General features: G+C 66.6%; 15 protein-coding genes. 12 read left to right on the top strand and 3 right to left on the bottom strand.

From position 1 onward, the window contains the following. The first annotated feature begins 37 nt into the window (after positions 1 to 37). The 3 genes from pdhA to QK287_RS03815 are packed head-to-tail and all read left to right on the top strand — an operon-like array spanning position 38 to position 3,623. The gene (pdhA, locus tag QK287_RS03805) at positions 38 to 1,216 is read left to right on the top strand and encodes a pyruvate dehydrogenase (acetyl-transferring) E1 component subunit alpha (RefSeq protein ID WP_226774250.1); all 1,179 of its coding nucleotides are present in this window, start codon (positions 38 to 40) and stop codon (positions 1,214 to 1,216) included. Continuing rightward, entirely contained in the window at positions 1,216 to 2,226 is a 1,011-nt protein-coding gene (locus QK287_RS03810) for an alpha-ketoacid dehydrogenase subunit beta (RefSeq protein ID WP_226774249.1), read from the top strand. The genes pdhA and QK287_RS03810 overlap by 1 nt, the downstream gene beginning before the upstream one ends. Then, entirely contained in the window at positions 2,223 to 3,623 is a 1,401-nt protein-coding gene (locus QK287_RS03815) for a dihydrolipoamide acetyltransferase family protein (RefSeq protein WP_282359322.1), read from the top strand. The genes QK287_RS03810 and QK287_RS03815 overlap by 4 nt, the downstream gene beginning before the upstream one ends. On the opposite strand, the gene QK287_RS03820 is transcribed toward QK287_RS03815, so the two are convergent. The 3 genes from QK287_RS03820 to QK287_RS03830 all read right to left on the bottom strand — a co-directional run bounded on the left by QK287_RS03820 (position 3,620) and on the right by QK287_RS03830 (position 5,748). Continuing rightward, positions 3,620 to 4,195 (bottom strand): hypothetical protein, encoded by a 576-nt coding sequence (locus QK287_RS03820; RefSeq protein WP_226774247.1) that lies wholly within the window; start codon positions 4,193 to 4,195, stop codon positions 3,620 to 3,622. The genes QK287_RS03815 and QK287_RS03820 overlap by 4 nt on opposite strands. Positions 4,196 to 4,271: 76 nt before the next feature. Next, complete coding sequence (locus tag QK287_RS03825; protein ID WP_253033262.1) at positions 4,272 to 4,727, bottom strand: hypothetical protein; 456 nt, start codon at positions 4,725 to 4,727, stop codon at positions 4,272 to 4,274. 388 nt (positions 4,728 to 5,115) lie between these two features. Beyond that, positions 5,116 to 5,748 carry a TetR/AcrR family transcriptional regulator gene (locus tag QK287_RS03830; protein ID WP_282359325.1) on the bottom strand — a complete coding sequence of 211 codons (633 nt, stop codon included), beginning with the start codon at positions 5,746 to 5,748 and terminating at the stop codon, positions 5,116 to 5,118. Positions 5,749 to 5,903: 155 nt separating this feature from the next. Here QK287_RS03830 and QK287_RS03835 point away from each other — a divergent pair, with 155 nt between their 5' ends. From QK287_RS03835 to QK287_RS03875, 9 genes are all read left to right on the top strand, one after another. Continuing rightward, entirely contained in the window at positions 5,904 to 7,511 is a 1,608-nt protein-coding gene (locus QK287_RS03835) for a carboxyl transferase domain-containing protein (protein ID WP_226774244.1), read from the top strand. A 7-nt stretch (positions 7,512 to 7,518) separates the two neighbouring features. Next, a complete protein-coding gene (locus QK287_RS03840; RefSeq protein WP_282359326.1) occupies positions 7,519 to 9,696 on the top strand; it encodes a biotin carboxylase N-terminal domain-containing protein in 2,178 nt (725 codons plus the stop codon). A 63-nt stretch (positions 9,697 to 9,759) separates the two neighbouring features. Continuing rightward, the gene (locus tag QK287_RS03845) at positions 9,760 to 10,935 is read left to right on the top strand and encodes an acyl-CoA dehydrogenase family protein (RefSeq protein ID WP_282359327.1); all 1,176 of its coding nucleotides are present in this window, start codon (positions 9,760 to 9,762) and stop codon (positions 10,933 to 10,935) included. A 38-nt stretch (positions 10,936 to 10,973) separates the two neighbouring features. Then, a complete protein-coding gene (locus QK287_RS03850; RefSeq protein ID WP_226774241.1) occupies positions 10,974 to 11,768 on the top strand; it encodes a CoA transferase subunit A in 795 nt (264 codons plus the stop codon). After that, entirely contained in the window at positions 11,765 to 12,538 is a 774-nt protein-coding gene (locus tag QK287_RS03855; RefSeq protein WP_226774240.1) for a CoA transferase subunit B, read from the top strand. The genes QK287_RS03850 and QK287_RS03855 overlap by 4 nt, the downstream gene beginning before the upstream one ends. Further along, positions 12,535 to 13,068, top strand: coding sequence for a MaoC family dehydratase (locus tag QK287_RS03860; RefSeq protein WP_226774239.1), 534 nt, complete (start codon positions 12,535 to 12,537; stop codon positions 13,066 to 13,068). The genes QK287_RS03855 and QK287_RS03860 overlap by 4 nt, the downstream gene beginning before the upstream one ends. Positions 13,069 to 13,072: 4 nt before the next feature. After that, positions 13,073 to 13,906, top strand: coding sequence for a CoA ester lyase (locus QK287_RS03865; RefSeq protein WP_226774238.1), 834 nt, complete (start codon positions 13,073 to 13,075; stop codon positions 13,904 to 13,906). A gap of 207 nt (positions 13,907 to 14,113) precedes the next feature. Continuing rightward, entirely contained in the window at positions 14,114 to 15,298 is a 1,185-nt protein-coding gene (gene dxr / locus QK287_RS03870) for a 1-deoxy-D-xylulose-5-phosphate reductoisomerase (RefSeq protein WP_282359338.1), read from the top strand. 19 nt (positions 15,299 to 15,317) lie between these two features. Then, positions 15,318 to 16,649: a site-2 protease family protein gene (locus tag QK287_RS03875; protein WP_282359340.1), complete on the top strand. Its 1,332-nt coding sequence runs from the start codon at positions 15,318 to 15,320 to the stop codon at positions 16,647 to 16,649. The last annotated feature ends 205 nt before the right edge of the window (positions 16,650 to 16,854 follow it).

The raw sequence follows: 16,854 nt of genomic DNA on the forward strand, positions 1-16,854 counted from the left end.
AGTCCCGGTCAGACGACGTCAGAAGGTGCGGAAAACTGTGTTTACCGACGACGCGGGCAAGGGCGGCATTTCCGCCGGTGGCCCCGGAAACAGTGCAGAATCAAACAGGCGCTCGGGCGGGGACCTCCTCCAGCTCATCACCCCCGGGGGTGAACGCGTCAGCCATCCGGAGTTCGACCCCTGGGTCCAGGACGTCAGTGACGACCAGCTCGGGTCGCTCTACGAGGACATGGTGGTTATCCGCCGGATCGACACCGAGGCAACCGCCCTGCAGCGCCAGGGCGAGCTGGCCCTGTGGCCCCCGCTACTGGGCCAGGAAGCGTCCCAGATCGGCTCTGCCCGTGCCCTCCGCGACGACGACTTCGTCTTCCCCAGCTATCGCGACAACGGCGTCGCCTATTGCCGGGGCGTCAACCCGGAGGACATTGTCAAGGCCTGGCGGGGCAACGCGCTAGCGGGCTGGGACCCCTACACAGTCAACGTCGCAACCCAGCAGATCATCATCGGCGCCCAGACCCTGCACGCCACCGGCTACGCGATGGGAATCCAGAACGACGGCGCCGATTCAGTCGCCGTGGCGTACTTCGGTGACGGTGCCACGAGCGAGGGTGACGTCAACGAGGCCCTGGTGTTTGCCGCCAGCTTCCAGTCCCCGGTGGTCTTCTTCTGCCAGAACAACCACTGGGCCATTTCCGAGCCCGTCCGGCTGCAGTCCCACATCCAGATCGCGGACCGTGCTGCAGGGTTCGGCATCCCCAGCATGCGGGTAGACGGCAACGACGTCCTGGCCGTGATGGCGGCAACCCGGATCGCCACCGACCGGGCGCGCCGCGGCGGCGGTCCCACCTTCATCGAGGCCGTCACCTACCGGATGGGTCCGCACACCACGGCCGATGACCCCACCAAGTACCGGGACGCCAACGAACTCGAGGACTGGGCCGCGAAGGACCCGATCGCCCGGTTGAAGTCACTGCTTGACCGCAAGGGACTGCTCACCGCGGAACGTGAAACCGCCGTCGCCGCCAAGGCGGATGCGGTGGCCAAAGCGCTGCGGTCCGGCACCATCAACATGCCGGAGCCGGCGCCGATGGATATTTTCAAACACGTCTACAGCACCCCGCATTCCCCGCTGGACCGCCAGCAGGACCACTATTCCCGTTACCTGGCTTCCTTCGGCGATCCCGCAGAGGCCGCTTCTGAAGAAGGTGCACGCTGATGACGCAGATGACCTTTGCCCGAGCCATCAATTCGGGCCTGCGCAAGTCCCTCGAGAATGATCCGAAGGTGATCCTCATGGGCGAGGACATCGGCGCCCTAGGCGGTGTCTTCCGCGTCACCGACGGGCTGCAGAAGGATTTCGGCACGCACCGCGTTGTGGACACCCCGCTGGCCGAGTCCGGCATTATGGGCACAGCCGTAGGCCTGGCCTACCGCGGGTACCGCCCGGTGGTGGAAATCCAGTTCGACGGTTTTATCTACCCGGCGTTCGACCAGATCGTCAGCCAGGTCGCCAAGATGCACTACCGCACCCAGGGGGCGGTGAAGATGCCCATTACCATCCGGGTGCCCTTCGGCGGCGGCATCGGGTCCCCGGAACACCATTCCGAATCACCCGAGGCCTATTTCACGCACACCTCGGGCCTGCGTGTGATCTCCGTTTCCAACCCGCAGGATGCCTACACGATGATCCAGCAGGCCATCGCCTCGGATGATCCGGTGTTGTACTTCGAGCCCAAGCGGCGTTACCACGACAAGGGCGAGGTGGACGAAAACCTGGAGCCCGCTGCCGCGTTGCCGATGGAGAAGGCCCGGGTGGTCACCGTGGGCACGGACGTTACCCTCGTGGCCTACGGCCCGCTGGTCAAGACTGCCAAAGACGCCGCCCTCGCCGCGGCGGACGAGGGTATTTCGATCGAGGTCATCGACCTGCGCTCACTGGCCCCGCTGGACTTCGCAACCCTGGAGGCCTCGGTCCGGAAGACCGGCCGGCTCGTTATCACCCACGAAGCGTCCCAGACCGGCGGAATCGGCGCCGAAGTCGCCGCGGGCATCACCGAACGCTGTTTCTACCATCTCGAGGCCGCCCCGGTCCGGGTAACAGGCTTCGACGTCCCCTACCCGTCCTCAAAGCTTGAAATGCACCATCTCCCGGGACTGGACCGCATCCTGGACGGCGTCGACCGTGCCCTGGGCCGCCACAACTCCCTGAGCGGACTGGAAGGATGAGCGCCACCATGATCAAGGAATTCAGGCTCCCGGACCTCGGTGAAGGTCTGACCGAATCGGAAATCGTCGCGTGGAGAGTCGCGGTGGGGGATACCGTCGCGCTCAACCAGATCATCGCGGAAGTGGAAACTGCCAAGGCCGTCGTCGAGCTCCCCTCGCCGTTCGCCGGCGTTATCACCGTGCTGCACGAACAGCCCGGCACCGTCGTCGAGGTGGGCAAAGCGATCGTTTCCTTCGAAGTGGAGGCCGACGCCGGCGAGGCAGCCGCCGACGGGGCGGCCGCACCTGCCGCGCGCGAACCGAATCTCGTCGGTTACGGCGCCGTCCTGGAAGCCTCGGGCCGGCCGGCGCGCCGCGCCCGCAACTTCGCCGCCCCGGCTGCCTCAGCCGCCGTCCAGCACGCCCGGTCCGCCCCGGTCCTCGAACCGGTCCCGGCCGCGCCGGTGCTGCCGGTGGACCAACCCGTCGAGACGCGGCCTGCCGCTTCGGACTCCGCCGAACGCCCACGGTCCACACCGCCGGTGCGCAAGCTGGCCAGGGATCTCGGCGTTGATCTCGCTGCGGTCACCGGCACCGGGGAGTTTGGGCTGATCACCCGCGATGACGTCCGCAACTTCGCCGGCGGCGGGGACTTGCCGGTGGCGGGCCGTGGCCTGGCCGGGGCGTCCGAGCAGGACGTGGTCCCGGGCCGGGGTGAGCGGGAAACCCGGACGCCGATCAAGGGCGTGCGCAAGTTCACTGCCGCCGCGATGGTCTCCAGCGCGTTCACCGCGCCGCACGTCACGGAGTTCCTGACCATCGACGTCACCCCGACCATGGAACTGCTGGCGAAGCTCAAGGCCAGCCGGGCGTTTGCCGGCTACAAGCTCACTCCGCTGACCCTGGTGTCCAAGGCCGTGCTCATCGCACTGAAGAACCACCCGACGCTCAACACCCGCTGGGACGAAGCGAACCAGGAGATCGTCCAGTACAACTACGTGAACCTGGGCATCGCGGCAGCTACCCCGCGCGGACTGACAGTGCCGAACATCAAGGATGCCGACCGAATGTCCCTGCTGGAGCTTTCCGCCGCGTTGACGGAGCTGACGGACACGGCGCGGTCCGGCAAAACGAGTCCGGCCAACCTGTCCGGGGGGACGATGTCCATCACGAATATTGGTGTCTTTGGCATCGACTCAGGTACTCCCATCCTGAACCCGGGAGAGGCAGCAATTCTCGCGCTGGGTGCGGTGCGGAAGATGCCCTGGGAGTACCGGGACGACGTCGCGCTGCGCCAAGTGATGACACTGAGTCTCTCTTTCGACCACCGGCTGGTCGACGGCGAGCAGGGTTCGCGTTTCCTGCAGGATCTCGGGACTATACTCACGGATCCGGCGATGGTACTGGCGATGGTCTAGCGCTGGTCCGGGGACGGAGCCGGGTCGCAGGGGCCGCCCAGGAAACGCAGCAGCTGGCGCGGAACCGGGGCCGAATTTTCGCGGGAAAGCGGCCGCGCGCCGTCGGGGCCTTGCGGATCGGTTGACAGGTGCTGCTGAACGCCGTCGATCCGGCTGACCAGGTCCCGGATAGCGTCCAGATGGGAGCCGAAGATAAATGGCCATGGACCGTCCGGAGCGCCCAGGATCAGTTCGGGGAGCGGGGTGTCGTCCGGCATGCCCCACGCGCTGGCCAATACCCGGGCGGCAATGTCCCGGGCCAGCCCGGCCGTTCTGAGTTCCAGCAACAGCGCGCTGCGCTCCGGTGTTCCACCCGGCGGCAGGGAATCCGCCTGGTGCAGGGCAGCGAGCACAGCAGCCAGATGCCGGCGTTCTTCCCACAGTGCGGCCGACAATTCGTTGGCAGCACCGTCGGCATGCCGCAGCGGAGCAGCCGGCGGTATCCGCCCGGGCACGCCGGCTGCCGACTGTTCCGCGTCCCCGGGGGACATCCGGTGCAGGTGCCCGGCCGTGAAGCGCTCACCAGGTTCCATAAGGATCAGCCTTTCAGGTAGTCGGGGGGCGGGCCGGGCAGGCAGTGTTGGCGGGGAGCAGGCCCGGATCCGGTCACTACCCGGAACCGGAAGCGAAACTGCGGGCGGCGGTGAGCACCCGCACGGCGGTGTCGTCGCGTTCGCTGTCGCGCAGCAGCCGTGCGGGCGACGAATCGCCCAATAGCGGGTTCATCGCGTCGAACCAGGCCTGAATTACCTCCGGGCTGCACGACTCAGTCAGGGAACGGGCAATCTGGTACGTGTCCCGCAGCCGTTTCACAGTGGGTGCCGAGGGGGACCGCTCGTGGGCTATCCACTGACGCACGGCGCGGGTTTCCTTGACTGCGCCGATCTGGGCCACAAGGCGCAACCCAATCAAGTCAGAGAGCGCCTGCACCAGCGCAGGAACCTCCATGCTTACCGCTTCCCGGTAGGCTTTCTGCGCGCCGTCGGGTGTCCCCGGCGTGGTCATCGCCGCCCGCCACGGACGCTGTTGTCCGCCGGGCTGCGGCGCGTTCGTGGCTGGCTGCACAGGTGAATTACCAGGCTTTCCAGCGGCTTCGAATTCTGGACTGCACCCATTATTCAGCGACTCCTGTTGGTGGGCTGAGCTTCCGATGCTTGGAAATTTACGCCCGGGGAGCCGCTCCGGCCCGAGTGGCCGCTACCCGATTCCTGCCGTCGAGTGCACGGATGGTGCGCATCCGGTACGTATAAATCGGAGAACCACTACTTGTTAAACAGCAATAATCACTTGCTAAGTCAAAGGGTTAGGCACCACAAATCACTTTCGGAATGAACCTGAAATCACTGCACTCTGAACCGTTAAAACGCATTGTGAATCACATGCAATCGCTGTGCGGAAGGCCCACCCTGGGCGCCGGATCCGCACGTACCTGGGCGCGGGCGACGGTGCCGCGCTAACCCTGATCCGTAACCGCCCCGACCGCCGGCGCCAGGAGCGCCGCGAGCGCCATGCTTTCCAGCAACGGACGGGCCCGCTTTGCGGCCATCGGGAGTCCGTGGCCCCGGACCGAGTGGGGGGTGGAGTTGATCAGTCCGAAGGTGGCGTGGGCGCGCAGGCGCAATTCTGCCGATTCCGTGCCGGCATGCAGCGCGGCGAGAACTTCCACCCACAGTTCCACGTAGCTGCGCTGGAGCATACGGACCTCCGACTGGTCCGCGGTGGCCAGGTTGCTGAAATCCTGGTCCTGGACCCGGATGACGTCGGGGCGGCTCAGGGCGAAGTCAACGTGGAAAGCCACCAGTCGCTCCAGCGCGGTTGCGGCGTCCGCGGATGATGCCACGACGCTGCGGCCGCCGGACAGCAGGTCCTGGCTGACGCTCAACAAAAGCGCGCCGAGGACGGCCTGCTTGCCGGCGAAGTGCCGGTAGACTGCCGGACCACTGACGCCCGCCGCAGCCCCGAGATCCTCGAGCGACACACGGTGGTAGCCCTCTGCAGCGAACAGCGCAGCGGCTGCGGTCAGTAGGGCCTGGCGCCGGAATTGCTTCGCCTGGCTGCGCTGGCTGGTCTGGCTGGGGCCGGTCACCGGCACATCCCCTCATTTTCACTGATGCCTGTGTTGGACATCACAGTTAATAGAGACTAACCTAAATCTCAGTTATACGTCACTAACCGTATGGCCGGAATTCGCCGGCGATCATCGGCCGCCCCCAGCACGCGGGCCAGGAACGGAAGCAGTCAATGGAGACAATCGCCAGTCAGGTGGACGCCGCGGGTGCTGCCTTCGCCGCGAACCGCGAGGCCCAGCTGGTGCTGGCCCGGGAGCTGAAGGAACGCCTCGCTGCCGCCGCGCTGGGCGGGCCGGAAAAGTCGCGGGAGCGGCACGTGGCGCGCGGCAAGCTGCTCCCGCGCGAACGGATCGATCGGCTGCTCGATGATGGGAGCCCGTTCCTGGAGATCGCACCGCTGGCTGCCGAGGGCATGTACAACGGCGATTCTCCCGGCGCCGGCGTGATTGCCGGGATCGGGCTGGTCCATGGCCGCCAGGTCCTGGTGATTTCCAACGACGCCACGGTCAAGGGTGGGACGTACTACCCGTTGACGGTGAAAAAGCACCTCCGGGCGCAGGAAATCGCCATGGAGAACCGGCTGCCGTGTATATACCTTGTGGATTCGGGCGGGGCGTTCCTGCCCAAGCAGGACGAGGTTTTCCCGGACAAGGAGCACTTTGGCCGCATCTTTTTCAACCAGGCCAGGATGTCTGCGGCCAGGATCCCGCAGATCGCCTCGGTGATGGGCTCGTGCACAGCGGGCGGGGCGTATGTTCCCGCGATGAGTGATGAGACAGTGATTGTCCGTAACCAGGGAACCATTTTCCTGGGCGGCCCGCCCTTGGTGAAGGCCGCGATCGGCGAGATCGTCACGGCCGAGGAACTCGGCGGCGGGGAGGTGCATTCGAAGATCTCCGGTGTGACGGACCACCTGGCCGAAAACGATGAGCATGCGCTGCAGATCGTCCGGGACATCGTCTCCACCCTGCCGAAGCCGGCGGAGCCCGTCTGGGACGTGGATACCGCCGTCGAGCCGGTAGCGGACCCGGCGGAGTTGTATGGCGCCGTCCCCACGGATGTGAATGCCCAGTACGACGTCCGCGAAGTCATTGCGCGGCTGGTGGACGCCAGCCGCTTCCACGAATTCAAAAAGAACTATGGCACCACCTTGGTGACCGGTTTCGCGAGGCTGCACGGCCATCCGGTGGGGATCGTGGCGAATAATGGTGTGCTGTTCAGTGAGTCATCACTTAAAGGCGCGCACTTCATCGAACTCTGCGACCAGCGCGGCATCCCGTTGGTCTTCCTGCAGAATCTCTCCGGTTTTATGGTCGGCAAGGACTACGAGCAGGGCGGCATCGCCAAGAACGGTGCCAAGATGGTCACCGCCGTCGCCACCGCCCGGGTGCCCAAACTGACCGTGGTGATCGGCGGGTCCTTCGGCGCCGGAAACTATTCGATGTGCGGCCGGGCCTACTCGCCGCGCTTCCTGTGGATGTGGCCGGCGTCCCGGATCTCCGTGATGGGCGGCAACCAGGCCTCCGGTGTGCTCGCCACGGTCAAGCGGGACCAATTCGAGGCCCGCGGCGAAGAGTGGTCGGCCGCGGACGAGGAAGCGTTCAAAGCGCCGATTAAGGCCCAGTACGAGGACCAGGGCAGCCCGTATTATTCCACCGCCCGCCTTTGGGACGACGGCGTGATCGACCCCGCGGACACCCGCACCGTCCTGGGACTGGCGCTCGACGTCGTCTCCCGCACCCCGCTGCCGGAGACCTCCTTCGGCCTGTTCCGGATGTGAGCCAACAGTGACTACGACTCCTGCAACACCCGCTAAGCCGCTCTTTGGCACCGTGCTGGTCGCCAACCGCGGCGAGATCGCCTGCCGTGTGATCCGGACCCTGCGCGCCCTGGGCATCCGTTCGGTGGCGGTCTATTCCGACGCCGACGCCGGTGCACGGCACGTGCGGGAAGCCGACGTCGCCGTCCGGATCGGCCCGGCGGCCGCCGCCGAGAGCTACCTGAAGATCGGCGCCATCGTCCAGGCCTGCCGCGACACCGGCGCCGAGGCCGTGCACCCCGGCTACGGTTTCCTGAGCGAGAACGTCGACTTCGCCCGCGCCCTGGAAACAGCCGGGATCACGTTCATTGGCCCCGGCGTCGAATCCCTCAACGTCATGGGTGACAAGATCCGCTCCAAGAACCACGTCACCGGCTACGGCGTCCCCGTGGTCCCGGGCATCGCCGAACCCGGGATGAGCGACGCCCGGCTCATCGAGGCAGCCGACGGCGTCGGCTACCCGCTGCTGATCAAGCCTTCCGCCGGCGGCGGGGGCAAGGGCATGCACATCGTTGAAGGGCCCGGGGAACTGGAAGCCACCCTGGCCACGGCCCGCCGGGTCGCGGCGAGCGCCTTCGGCGACGACACCCTCTTCCTGGAACGGCTCGTCACCACCCCGCGGCACATCGAGGTGCAGGTTCTGGCGGACAACCACGGCAACGTCATCCACCTGGGCGAGCGCGAGTGCTCGCTGCAGCGCCGGCACCAGAAAGTCATTGAGGAGGCACCGTCCCCGCTGCTGGAGTCCCTGCTCAACGGCGCGGAAATCCGGGCCCGGATCGGCGAGGCCGCCTGCCAGGCCGCGCGGAGCGTCAACTACTCCGGCGCCGGCACCGTGGAATTCCTCGTCTCGGACAGCGCCCCGGACGAATTCTTTTTTATGGAGATGAACACCCGCCTGCAGGTCGAGCACCCGGTCACCGAGATGGTCACCGGAATCGACTTGGTCGAATGGCAGGTCCGGATCGCCGCCGGCGAGGAACTCACCATCCGGCAGGACGACGTCGTCCTCACCGGGCACTCGGTGGAGGCCCGGGTGTACGCCGAGGTGCCGGAGAAGAACTTCCTGCCGTCCACCGGCCGGGTCGTGCTGCTGGACGAACTGCCGGACGCCGCGGCGGGCCGCGTCCGCGTTGACTCCGCTTTGCTGGGAGGCCTGGAGATCTCCTCGAGCTATGACCCGATGATCTCCAAGGTCATTGCGTGGGGGGAGGACCGCACCTTGGCCCTGGACACCCTGGATGAGGCGCTCGCCGGGTACACCGCCCTGGGCATCGACACCAACGTCGAGTACCTGCGCCTGCTGATCAACGACGCCGACGTCCGCGCCGGCCGGCTCGACACCGGCCTGATCGAACGGAAGATGCCCGAGTTCAGCTTCCGGCATGCGGGCGACTTCGAGCTGGCCGCTGCCGCCGTCTTCGCCGCGGCGATGCGGGAGCACGATGCGCAAGACGCGGGGAAGGGCCCGTGGGATCGCGCCGGCGGGTGGAGGCTCGGCGCCCGCGCCCCCCGCCGGATCAGCCTGGGCACACCCGACGGCGGTATCGCCACGGTGGAGGTGTTCGGCTCGGTAGGGCAGGGGACGGGGACGGTGAGTGTCAATGGCGGCCCGCAGCGTACGGCGTCGTTGGGTTTCGGCCGGCGCAACCAGGCGGAGGCCACCCTCGGTGGCGAATCCCGGCGGTTCTCACTCGCACAGGCGTCCACGGGTCCCTACCGCCCGGGGCCGGACAGCCCGGCGCCCACGGAGATATTCCTCGGCAACGACGGCTGGTCCTGCCGCCTCGAGGTGCTCAGCCGCGAGGCCCGGCTGGCCCGGGTGCTCGCCGCCGTCGACCGCGAGGAAGGCGCCGCCGACCCCGCGGTGCGCTCGCCGATGCCCGGCACAGTGGTGTCCGTCTCGGTCGAAAACGGCGACGCCGTGACAGCCGGCCAGGTGCTGCTCGCGGTGGAGGCCATGAAGATGGAACACCAGCTCGTCGCGCCCTTGGCTGGCACCGTGCACATCAGCGCTACCTCGGGCGACCTCGTCAAGGCAGACCAGGTCCTCGCGACCATCCACCCGCACGCCCCGGTTCCGCCGGAGGACGCCGCCGAGGACACGGTCGAGGAAGCCGTCATTCCCATGGGCGCCGCAGACTAGCGCCGCACACCTCCAGCACCATTCCCCAGCAAACAGCCCCACAGACCCGACGAAGGAGTCACCATGCCAGATTTTGAACTCAGCGAGGAATACCAGGACCTCAGCGACACCGTCCGCGAATTCGCCGACCAGGTGGTGGCCCCGGTCTCCGCCAAGCACGACGAGGAACACAGCTTCCCCTACGAAGTCGTCGACCAGATGGCGGACATGGGCCTGTTCGGCCTGCCCTTCCCGGAGGAGTTCGGCGGTATGGGCGGGGACTACTTCGCCCTCGCCCTGGCCCTTGAACAGCTCGGCCGGGTGGACCAGTCCGTTGCCATCACCCTGGAAGCGGGCGTCTCGCTCGGCGCCATGCCAATCCACCGCTTTGGCAACGAGGCGCAGAAGCAGGAATGGCTGCCGCTGCTGGCCTCCGGCAAGGCCCTCGCCGGCTTCGGCCTGACCGAACCGGAAGCCGGCTCCGACGCCGGCGGCACCAAGACCACCGCCCGGCTCGAGGGCGTCGGAGACGCAAAAAATTGGGTCATCAACGGCAACAAGGAGTTCATCACCAACTCCGGTACCGACATCACCCGCCTTGTCACCGTCACCGCTGTCACCGGCCAGGCGGAGCGCCCGGACGGGAGTATCAAAAAGGAAATCTCCACCATTCTGGTGCCCGCCAACACCCCCGGCTTCACGGCGGAGAAGGCCTACAACAAGGTCGGCTGGAACGCCTCGGACACACACCCGCTGACCCTGGACAACGTCCATGTGCCGGAAGAAAACCTGCTCGGCACCCGGGGCCGGGGCTACGCGAACTTCCTCTCCATCCTGGACGAGGGCAGGATCGCGATCGCGGCGCTGGCCGTCGGCGCGGCCCAGGGCTGCGTGGACCAGTCGGTGAAATACGCCAAGGAACGCAGCGCTTTCGGGCAGAACATCGGCAAGTACCAGGCCATCGCGTTCAAGATCGCCCGGATGGAAGCCCGGGCACACACCGCACGCCTGGCCTACTACGACGCGGCCGCCAGGATGCTCGCCGGCAAGCCGTTCAAGACGCAGGCGGCCATCGCTAAGATGGTCGCAGGCGAGGCAGCCATGGACAACGCGCGGGACGCCACCCAGGTGTTCGGCGGCTACGGCTTCATCAACGAATTCACCGTGGCACGCCACTACCGCGACTCCAAGATCCTTGAAGTCGGTGAGGGCACCACCGAAGTCCAGTTGATGCTGATCGCCCGCGAACTGGGGCTCTGACCGGCCGCCGGCCGCAACTGTCGAGGGAAGGGTCACCGATGATCAATAAAGTTGTTGCCAGCGCGGCCGAGGCCGTCGCGGACATCCCTAACGGAGCCTCGCTCGCCGTCGGCGGATTCGGGCTGTGCGGGATCCCGGTGGCCCTGATCGAGGCCCTGCACCGGGGCGGCGCCACGAATCTGGAGACCGTCAGCAACAACTGCGGGGTCGACGACTGGGGACTCGGGATCCTGCTCAAGGAAGGCCGGATCCGCCGCACCATCAGCTCCTACGTGGGGGAGAACAAGGAATTCGCCCGGCAGTACCTTGCCGGTGAACTCGAGGTGGTCCTCACCCCACAAGGCACACTCGCCGAGAAGCTGCGTGCCGGCGGTGCCGGTATTCCCGCGTTCTACACCCCGGCCGGCGTCGGCACCCAGGTCTCCGAGGGCGGCCTGCCGCAAAAGTACGACGCCGACGGGAACGTCGCGATCGCCTCCGCGGCAAAGGAGGTGCGCAACTTCAACGGCGCCGACTTCGTGCTGGAGGAGTCGCTGACCCCCGACTTCGGCCTCGTGCACGCCTGGAAGGGCGACCGGCACGGAAACCTCGTGTTCCACGCCACGGCGATGAACTTCAACCCGCTGTGTGCCATGGCAGCGAAAATCACCATCGCCGAGGTCGAGGAACTGGTGGAGCCAGGGGAGCTGGATCCGGAACACGTCCACGTCCCGGGCATCTTTGTCCAGCGCGTGGTGCTGGCGCCCGGCGTCGAGAAGCGGATCGAGAAGCGGACCGTCGCGGTGCCGGCCTCCGGCCCCGTGTCCGGCAGCACCGACCAGGCAGGAGCATGACTGTGAAGACGAACAATGCGCAGGGGGAGCCGCCGCGTCCGGAGGCGGTCCGGCACGAATACCGGCGATCCGCCGTCGTACATCCCGCCGGTGTGAGCCCTGACACGAAGGGTTGGACCCGCCACGAACTCGCCGCCCGGGTGGCGCAGGAGCTGCACAACGGCCAGTACGTCAACCTCGGCATCGGGATGCCCACGCTGATCCCCAACTACATTCCGGCCGGCGTTGAGGTGGTGCTGCACTCGGAGAACGGAATCCTCGGCGTCGGGCCCTACCCGGGGGAGGGCCAGGTCGATCCGGACCTGATCAACGCCGGCAAGGAAACCGTCACGGTCAACAAGGGCGCCGCCTTCTTCGATTCAGCCGCCTCCTTCGGCATGATCCGGGGCGGGCACGTGGATGTGGCCGTGCTCGGCGCCATGGAGGTCGCCCAGAACGGGGACCTGGCCAACTGGATGATCCCCGGCAAAATGGTCAAGGGCATGGGCGGCGCCATGGACCTCGTCTTCGGCGCCAAGAAGGTGATCGTGATGATGGAGCACGTGGACCGCAACGGCAGGCCCAAAATCGTGGAACACTGCACACTGCCCCTGACCGGAAAGGGCTGCGTGGACCGCATCATCACCGACCTCGCCGTGATCGACGTCGTGACCGAGGGCGGGAAGTCCCGGCTGGTGCTCCGCGAACTTGCCCCCAATGTGTCCGTGGAAGACGTGGCCGCGGCCACCGGCGCCGAACTCTTCGAGGAAGACCAGGAACTGACGGTATGAGGACTGAACCATTGCGGGCGCGTGAGCCCCGGATCGTCGAACAGCGCGGCCTCTATTTCGACGAGCTCGAGGAGGACGTGGTCTACGCGCACCGGCCCGGCCGGACCGTCACCGAGACGGACAACGTCCTCTTCACCACCATGACCATGAACACCCAGGCGCTGCACCTCGATGCCGCCTGGAGCGCGGACCAGCCGTTTGGCCAGCGCCTGATGAACTCGATGTTCACCCTGGCCACCGTCGTGGGGCAGTCAGTGCCGCAGCTGACCCAGGGCACGATCATCGCCCAGCTGGGGATGACTGACGTGTCCTTCCCGCACCCGATGTACCACGGCGATACCCTCTACACCGAGACTGTGGTGACGGGGAAACGGTTATCCTCCTCCCGCCCGGGGCAAGGGATTGTGACCCTGAAGCACACCGGCCGGAACCAGGACGGCGACGTTGTTGCGCTCGCCACCCGCAGCTGCCTGATGTGGGTGCGCGAAGCACATGCAGAGGCGCAGAATGCGCGCAAGAGCGGAGAATAGACACATGAGCTTCCTGATGGGTCCTGCCCTGCTGTTTTGCCCTGCCGACCGCCCCGAGCGCTACCAGAAGGCTGCCGAGCGCTCCGACGCCGTCATCGTGGACCTGGAGGACGCGGTGGCCCCGGCGGATAAACAGCGTGCCCGCGGCGCCATCCTTGCCCAGCTCGGGGCCACCGGGGACGTCCCCGAGCTCGATCCGAGCCGGACGATCATCCGGATCAACCCGGCCGGCACCGCAGAGTTCGAAAAAGACCTGCACTGCCTCAAGCACACTCCGTACCGGCACGTGATGCTCGCCAAGGCTGAAAGCGCCGGGCAGCTCAAGGAACTCGAGGGGTACAGTGTCATTGCGCTCTGTGAGACGGCACTGGGGATCGTCAACGCCGCCGCCATCGCCGCGGAACCCAATGTGGTGGGCCTGATGTGGGGTGCAGAGGACCTGCTCGCCTCGCTTGGCGGCACCTCCAGCCGGACCGACGACGGCGCCTACCGCGCGGTGGCGCTGCACGCCCGCTCCACGGTGCTGCTGGCCGCCCGGGCGTTCGGCAAGGAAGCGGTTGACTCGGTGTACGTCAACATTCCCGATCTTGAAGGGCTCGCCGCCGAATCCCGTGACGGCGTCGCCTCGGGCTTTGGGTCCAAGGCCTGCATCCATCCGCACCAGGTCGCGGTGGTCCGCGACGCCTATGCGCCCTCCGAATCCGAGGTCGCGGCGGCCAGGGAACTCCTCGAAGCGGCTGCCTCGGCTGGCTCCGGGGTGTTCCAGTTCAACGGCAAGATGGTCGACGGCCCCATCCTTAAGCACGCCGAGTCAACGCTCCGCCGCGCCGGGCACTAGTTTCCGGGCTTGCGGCTCCTGCGCCGGGCCACCGAAGATTCCCAACGTCGGCCCTTCACCAGGAAAAACGGACCCCCATGGGAAACAAGGTGCCCAGGGCGACCGTGAACGCTGTCCCGCGCCCCGGCGGTTCGTGCTCACCCTAGTTGCGAAATGCCAGCCCGGCAGGCACCACAAGCACTCAACCCCGTGCGGGATACTTAAGACATGCAGCCGCGCAAGATCGTCCTCCTCGGGTCCACAGGTTCCATTGGCACGCAGGCGATTGAGGTCGTCGACGGCGCCCCGCACCTTTTTGAGGTCATTGCGCTGAGCGCGGGCGGTGGCAACCTCGAACTCCTCGCCCGGCAAGCCGTCCACACCCGGGCCCAAGCCGTCGGCACCGCGTCCGGCGACGCGACGGCCCTCCAGACGCTGATCGACGACGCCGCCCGCGCCCAAGGGGTGAAAGGCTACCGTCCCGAGATCATCACCGGGCCGGACGCCGCCACCCGGATTGCCGGGATCAAAGCCGACGTGGTGCTTAACGGCATTACCGGTTCCATCGGCCTGGCGCCCACCCTGGCGGCGCTCAAATCGGGCGCGACCCTGGCGCTGGCGAACAAGGAGTCCTTGATTGTCGGCGGCGCCCTGGTCAAGGCCGCCGCCCGAGAGGGCCAAATCGTCCCTGTTGATTCCGAGCACTCGGCTATCGCCCAGTGCCTGCGCGCCGGGACCGCGGCCGAGGTGGATCGGCTGGTCCTCACCGCTTCCGGCGGCCCCTTCCGCGGTATGAGCCGGCACGAGCTGCGCACTGTGTCCCCGCAGGACGCCCTCGCCCACCCCACTTGGGATATGGGCCTGATGGTCACCACCAACTCCGCCAGCCTGGTGAATAAGGGCCTGGAAGTGATCGAGGCGCACCTGCTCTTTGACATCCCGCTGGAGAAGATCGACGTGGTGGTCCACCCGCAGTCCGTCGTCCACTCCATGGTCCAGTTCATCGATGGCTCCACCATCGCCCAGGCTTCCCCGCCGGACATGCGCCTTCCGATCGCCCTGGGCATCGGCTGGCCGGACCGGGTGCCGAAGGCCGCGCAGGCCTGTGATTGGAGCAAGGCCACCAGCTGGACCTTCGAACCGCTGGACACCGCGGCGTTTCCCGCCGTCGGGCTGGCGAAGCATGCCGCAAAACAGGGGAGCACCTTCCCGGCTGTCTTCAACGCAGCGAACGAGGAAGCCGTGATGGCCTTCCACGCAGGCCGGATCCGGTTCACCGATATCGTCGATACGATCGAAGCAGTCCTCAGCGAACACACAGGATCCTCCAAGCTGACCTTGGAGTCCGTGTTGGATGCTGAACGATGGGCACGAGCCCGCACCCACGAACGTTTAGCCATCAGCAGCGTCTAGGAAGCAGCAAATTACGCCCATGAGCCCCGTCCTTCTTTTTATCCTCGGTGTCGTCTTTGTGGCGATCGGCATTGCCGTGTCCATTGCCCTGCACGAAGTGGGGCACCTGCTGCCTGCCAAGCTGTTTAAGGTCCGCGTCACGAAGTACATGATCGGCTTCGGCCCCACGGTTTGGTCCAGGAAGAAGGGCGAGACCGAGTACGGCTTCAAGGCACTCCCGCTGGGCGGGTTTGTCTCCATGATCGGGATGTACCCGCCGAACAAGGAGGATGGCACGGTACGTCCCTCCAGCACCGGTATGTTCCAGTCCCTGGCTTCGGACGCCCGGTCGCTCGCGCATGAGGAAGTCGGACCCGACGACGGCAACCGCGTCTTCTACAAGCTGCCGGCCTGGAAGAAGATCATCATTATGCTTGGCGGCCCGGCCATGAACATGCTGATCGGGCTCGCGCTGACGGCCGTGCTGCTGATGGGTTTTGGCATCGCCACCCAGACCACCACGATTGCTGATGTCTCCAAGTGCCAGGTCAAGGCCGGCGAGACCGTGGACCCGAACTCCGCTGACTGCAAGCTCACGCCAGCAGCCGCCGCAGGCCTGTTGCCCAATGACGTCATCACCTCCTTCGACGGCAAGTCCGTCTCCAGCTGGGACGAGCTCACCGGCTGGATCCGCGCGTCCGCGGACAAAAAGGTTGCCATCACCGTGGAGCGCGACAGCGTTCCGGTCAGCACCACTGTCACCCCCGTGCTCTCTGCCCGCCCGGTCGTTGGGGTCGACGGCCGGCAGGCCAAGGGTGCCGACGGCACGCTCCAGTACCAGGACGTCGGCTTCCTGGGTGTCGGCGCCCAGACTGCCCTTGTCCGGCAGCCGGCATCGGCGGTCCTGCCCATGGCCGGAGAAAACATCAAGCAGATCGCCGGCGTTGTTGTGAACCTCCCGGCGCGTGTGGCCGGCGTCGCAAAGGCAGCCTTCAGCGATGAGCCCCGCGACCCCAACGGACCCATCAGCGTGGTCGGGGTGGGCCGGGTGGCCGGCGAGGTGGCCGCGATGGAGCAGGTGCCGATGCAGTCCAGGGTGGCCGCCCTGGTGGGCCTGCTGGCCGGTCTCAACTTCGCCCTGGCCGTCTTCAACCTCATTCCGCTGCTGCCGCTGGACGGCGGCCACGTGGCCGGCGCGCTGTACGAGGGCGCGCGCCGCAGGATCGCCAAGCTCTTCGGCCGCCCGGTTCCGGATGCGTTCGACATCGCCAAACTTCTCCCGGTGACCTATGTTGTCGCGGTGCTGCTGATGGGGATGGGCGCCTTGCTGATCTACGCGGACATCGTTAAGCCCGTCAATCTCTTCGGCTGACCCCGCCGCCTTCCGGCCGGCGGAAATCTCCCGTGAGGTTAGGGGCCGTGTTGACACAAAAGAGGACCAGGAAGACGGACCAGGCGACGCGCTGGAGGTCCCAAAGCGGCCACCACAGGATCATCTGTGCCCGGAAATACTAGGCCACTTAGGGGATTAACAGTCCCAGCCTGGGCGGCGAGCGCCATTCCACCCGGCGCGAGAG

This window comes from Arthrobacter sp. AL05 (assembly GCF_029960715.1).
Lineage (GTDB): Bacteria > Actinomycetota > Actinomycetes > Actinomycetales > Micrococcaceae > Arthrobacter.

Excerpts from the sequence above, each read along its gene's own strand:
- QK287_RS03810 (WP_226774249.1), top strand. The coding sequence starts at position 1,216 with ATGACGCAGATGACCTTTGCCCGAGCCATCAATTCGGGCCTGCGCAAG.
- QK287_RS03815 (WP_282359322.1), top strand. The coding sequence starts at position 2,223 with ATGAGCGCCACCATGATCAAGGAATTCAGGCTCCCGGACCTCGGTGAA.
- QK287_RS03820 (WP_226774247.1), bottom strand. The coding sequence starts at position 4,195 with ATGGAACCTGGTGAGCGCTTCACGGCCGGGCACCTGCACCGGATGTCC.
- QK287_RS03835 (WP_226774244.1), top strand. The coding sequence starts at position 5,904 with ATGGAGACAATCGCCAGTCAGGTGGACGCCGCGGGTGCTGCCTTCGCC.
- QK287_RS03845 (WP_282359327.1), top strand. The coding sequence starts at position 9,760 with ATGCCAGATTTTGAACTCAGCGAGGAATACCAGGACCTCAGCGACACC.
- QK287_RS03850 (WP_226774241.1), top strand. The coding sequence starts at position 10,974 with ATGATCAATAAAGTTGTTGCCAGCGCGGCCGAGGCCGTCGCGGACATC.
- QK287_RS03855 (WP_226774240.1), top strand. The coding sequence starts at position 11,765 with ATGACTGTGAAGACGAACAATGCGCAGGGGGAGCCGCCGCGTCCGGAG.
- QK287_RS03860 (WP_226774239.1), top strand. The coding sequence starts at position 12,535 with ATGAGGACTGAACCATTGCGGGCGCGTGAGCCCCGGATCGTCGAACAG.
- QK287_RS03865 (WP_226774238.1), top strand. The coding sequence starts at position 13,073 with ATGAGCTTCCTGATGGGTCCTGCCCTGCTGTTTTGCCCTGCCGACCGC.
- dxr (WP_282359338.1), top strand. The coding sequence starts at position 14,114 with ATGCAGCCGCGCAAGATCGTCCTCCTCGGGTCCACAGGTTCCATTGGC.
- QK287_RS03875 (WP_282359340.1), top strand. The coding sequence starts at position 15,318 with ATGAGCCCCGTCCTTCTTTTTATCCTCGGTGTCGTCTTTGTGGCGATC.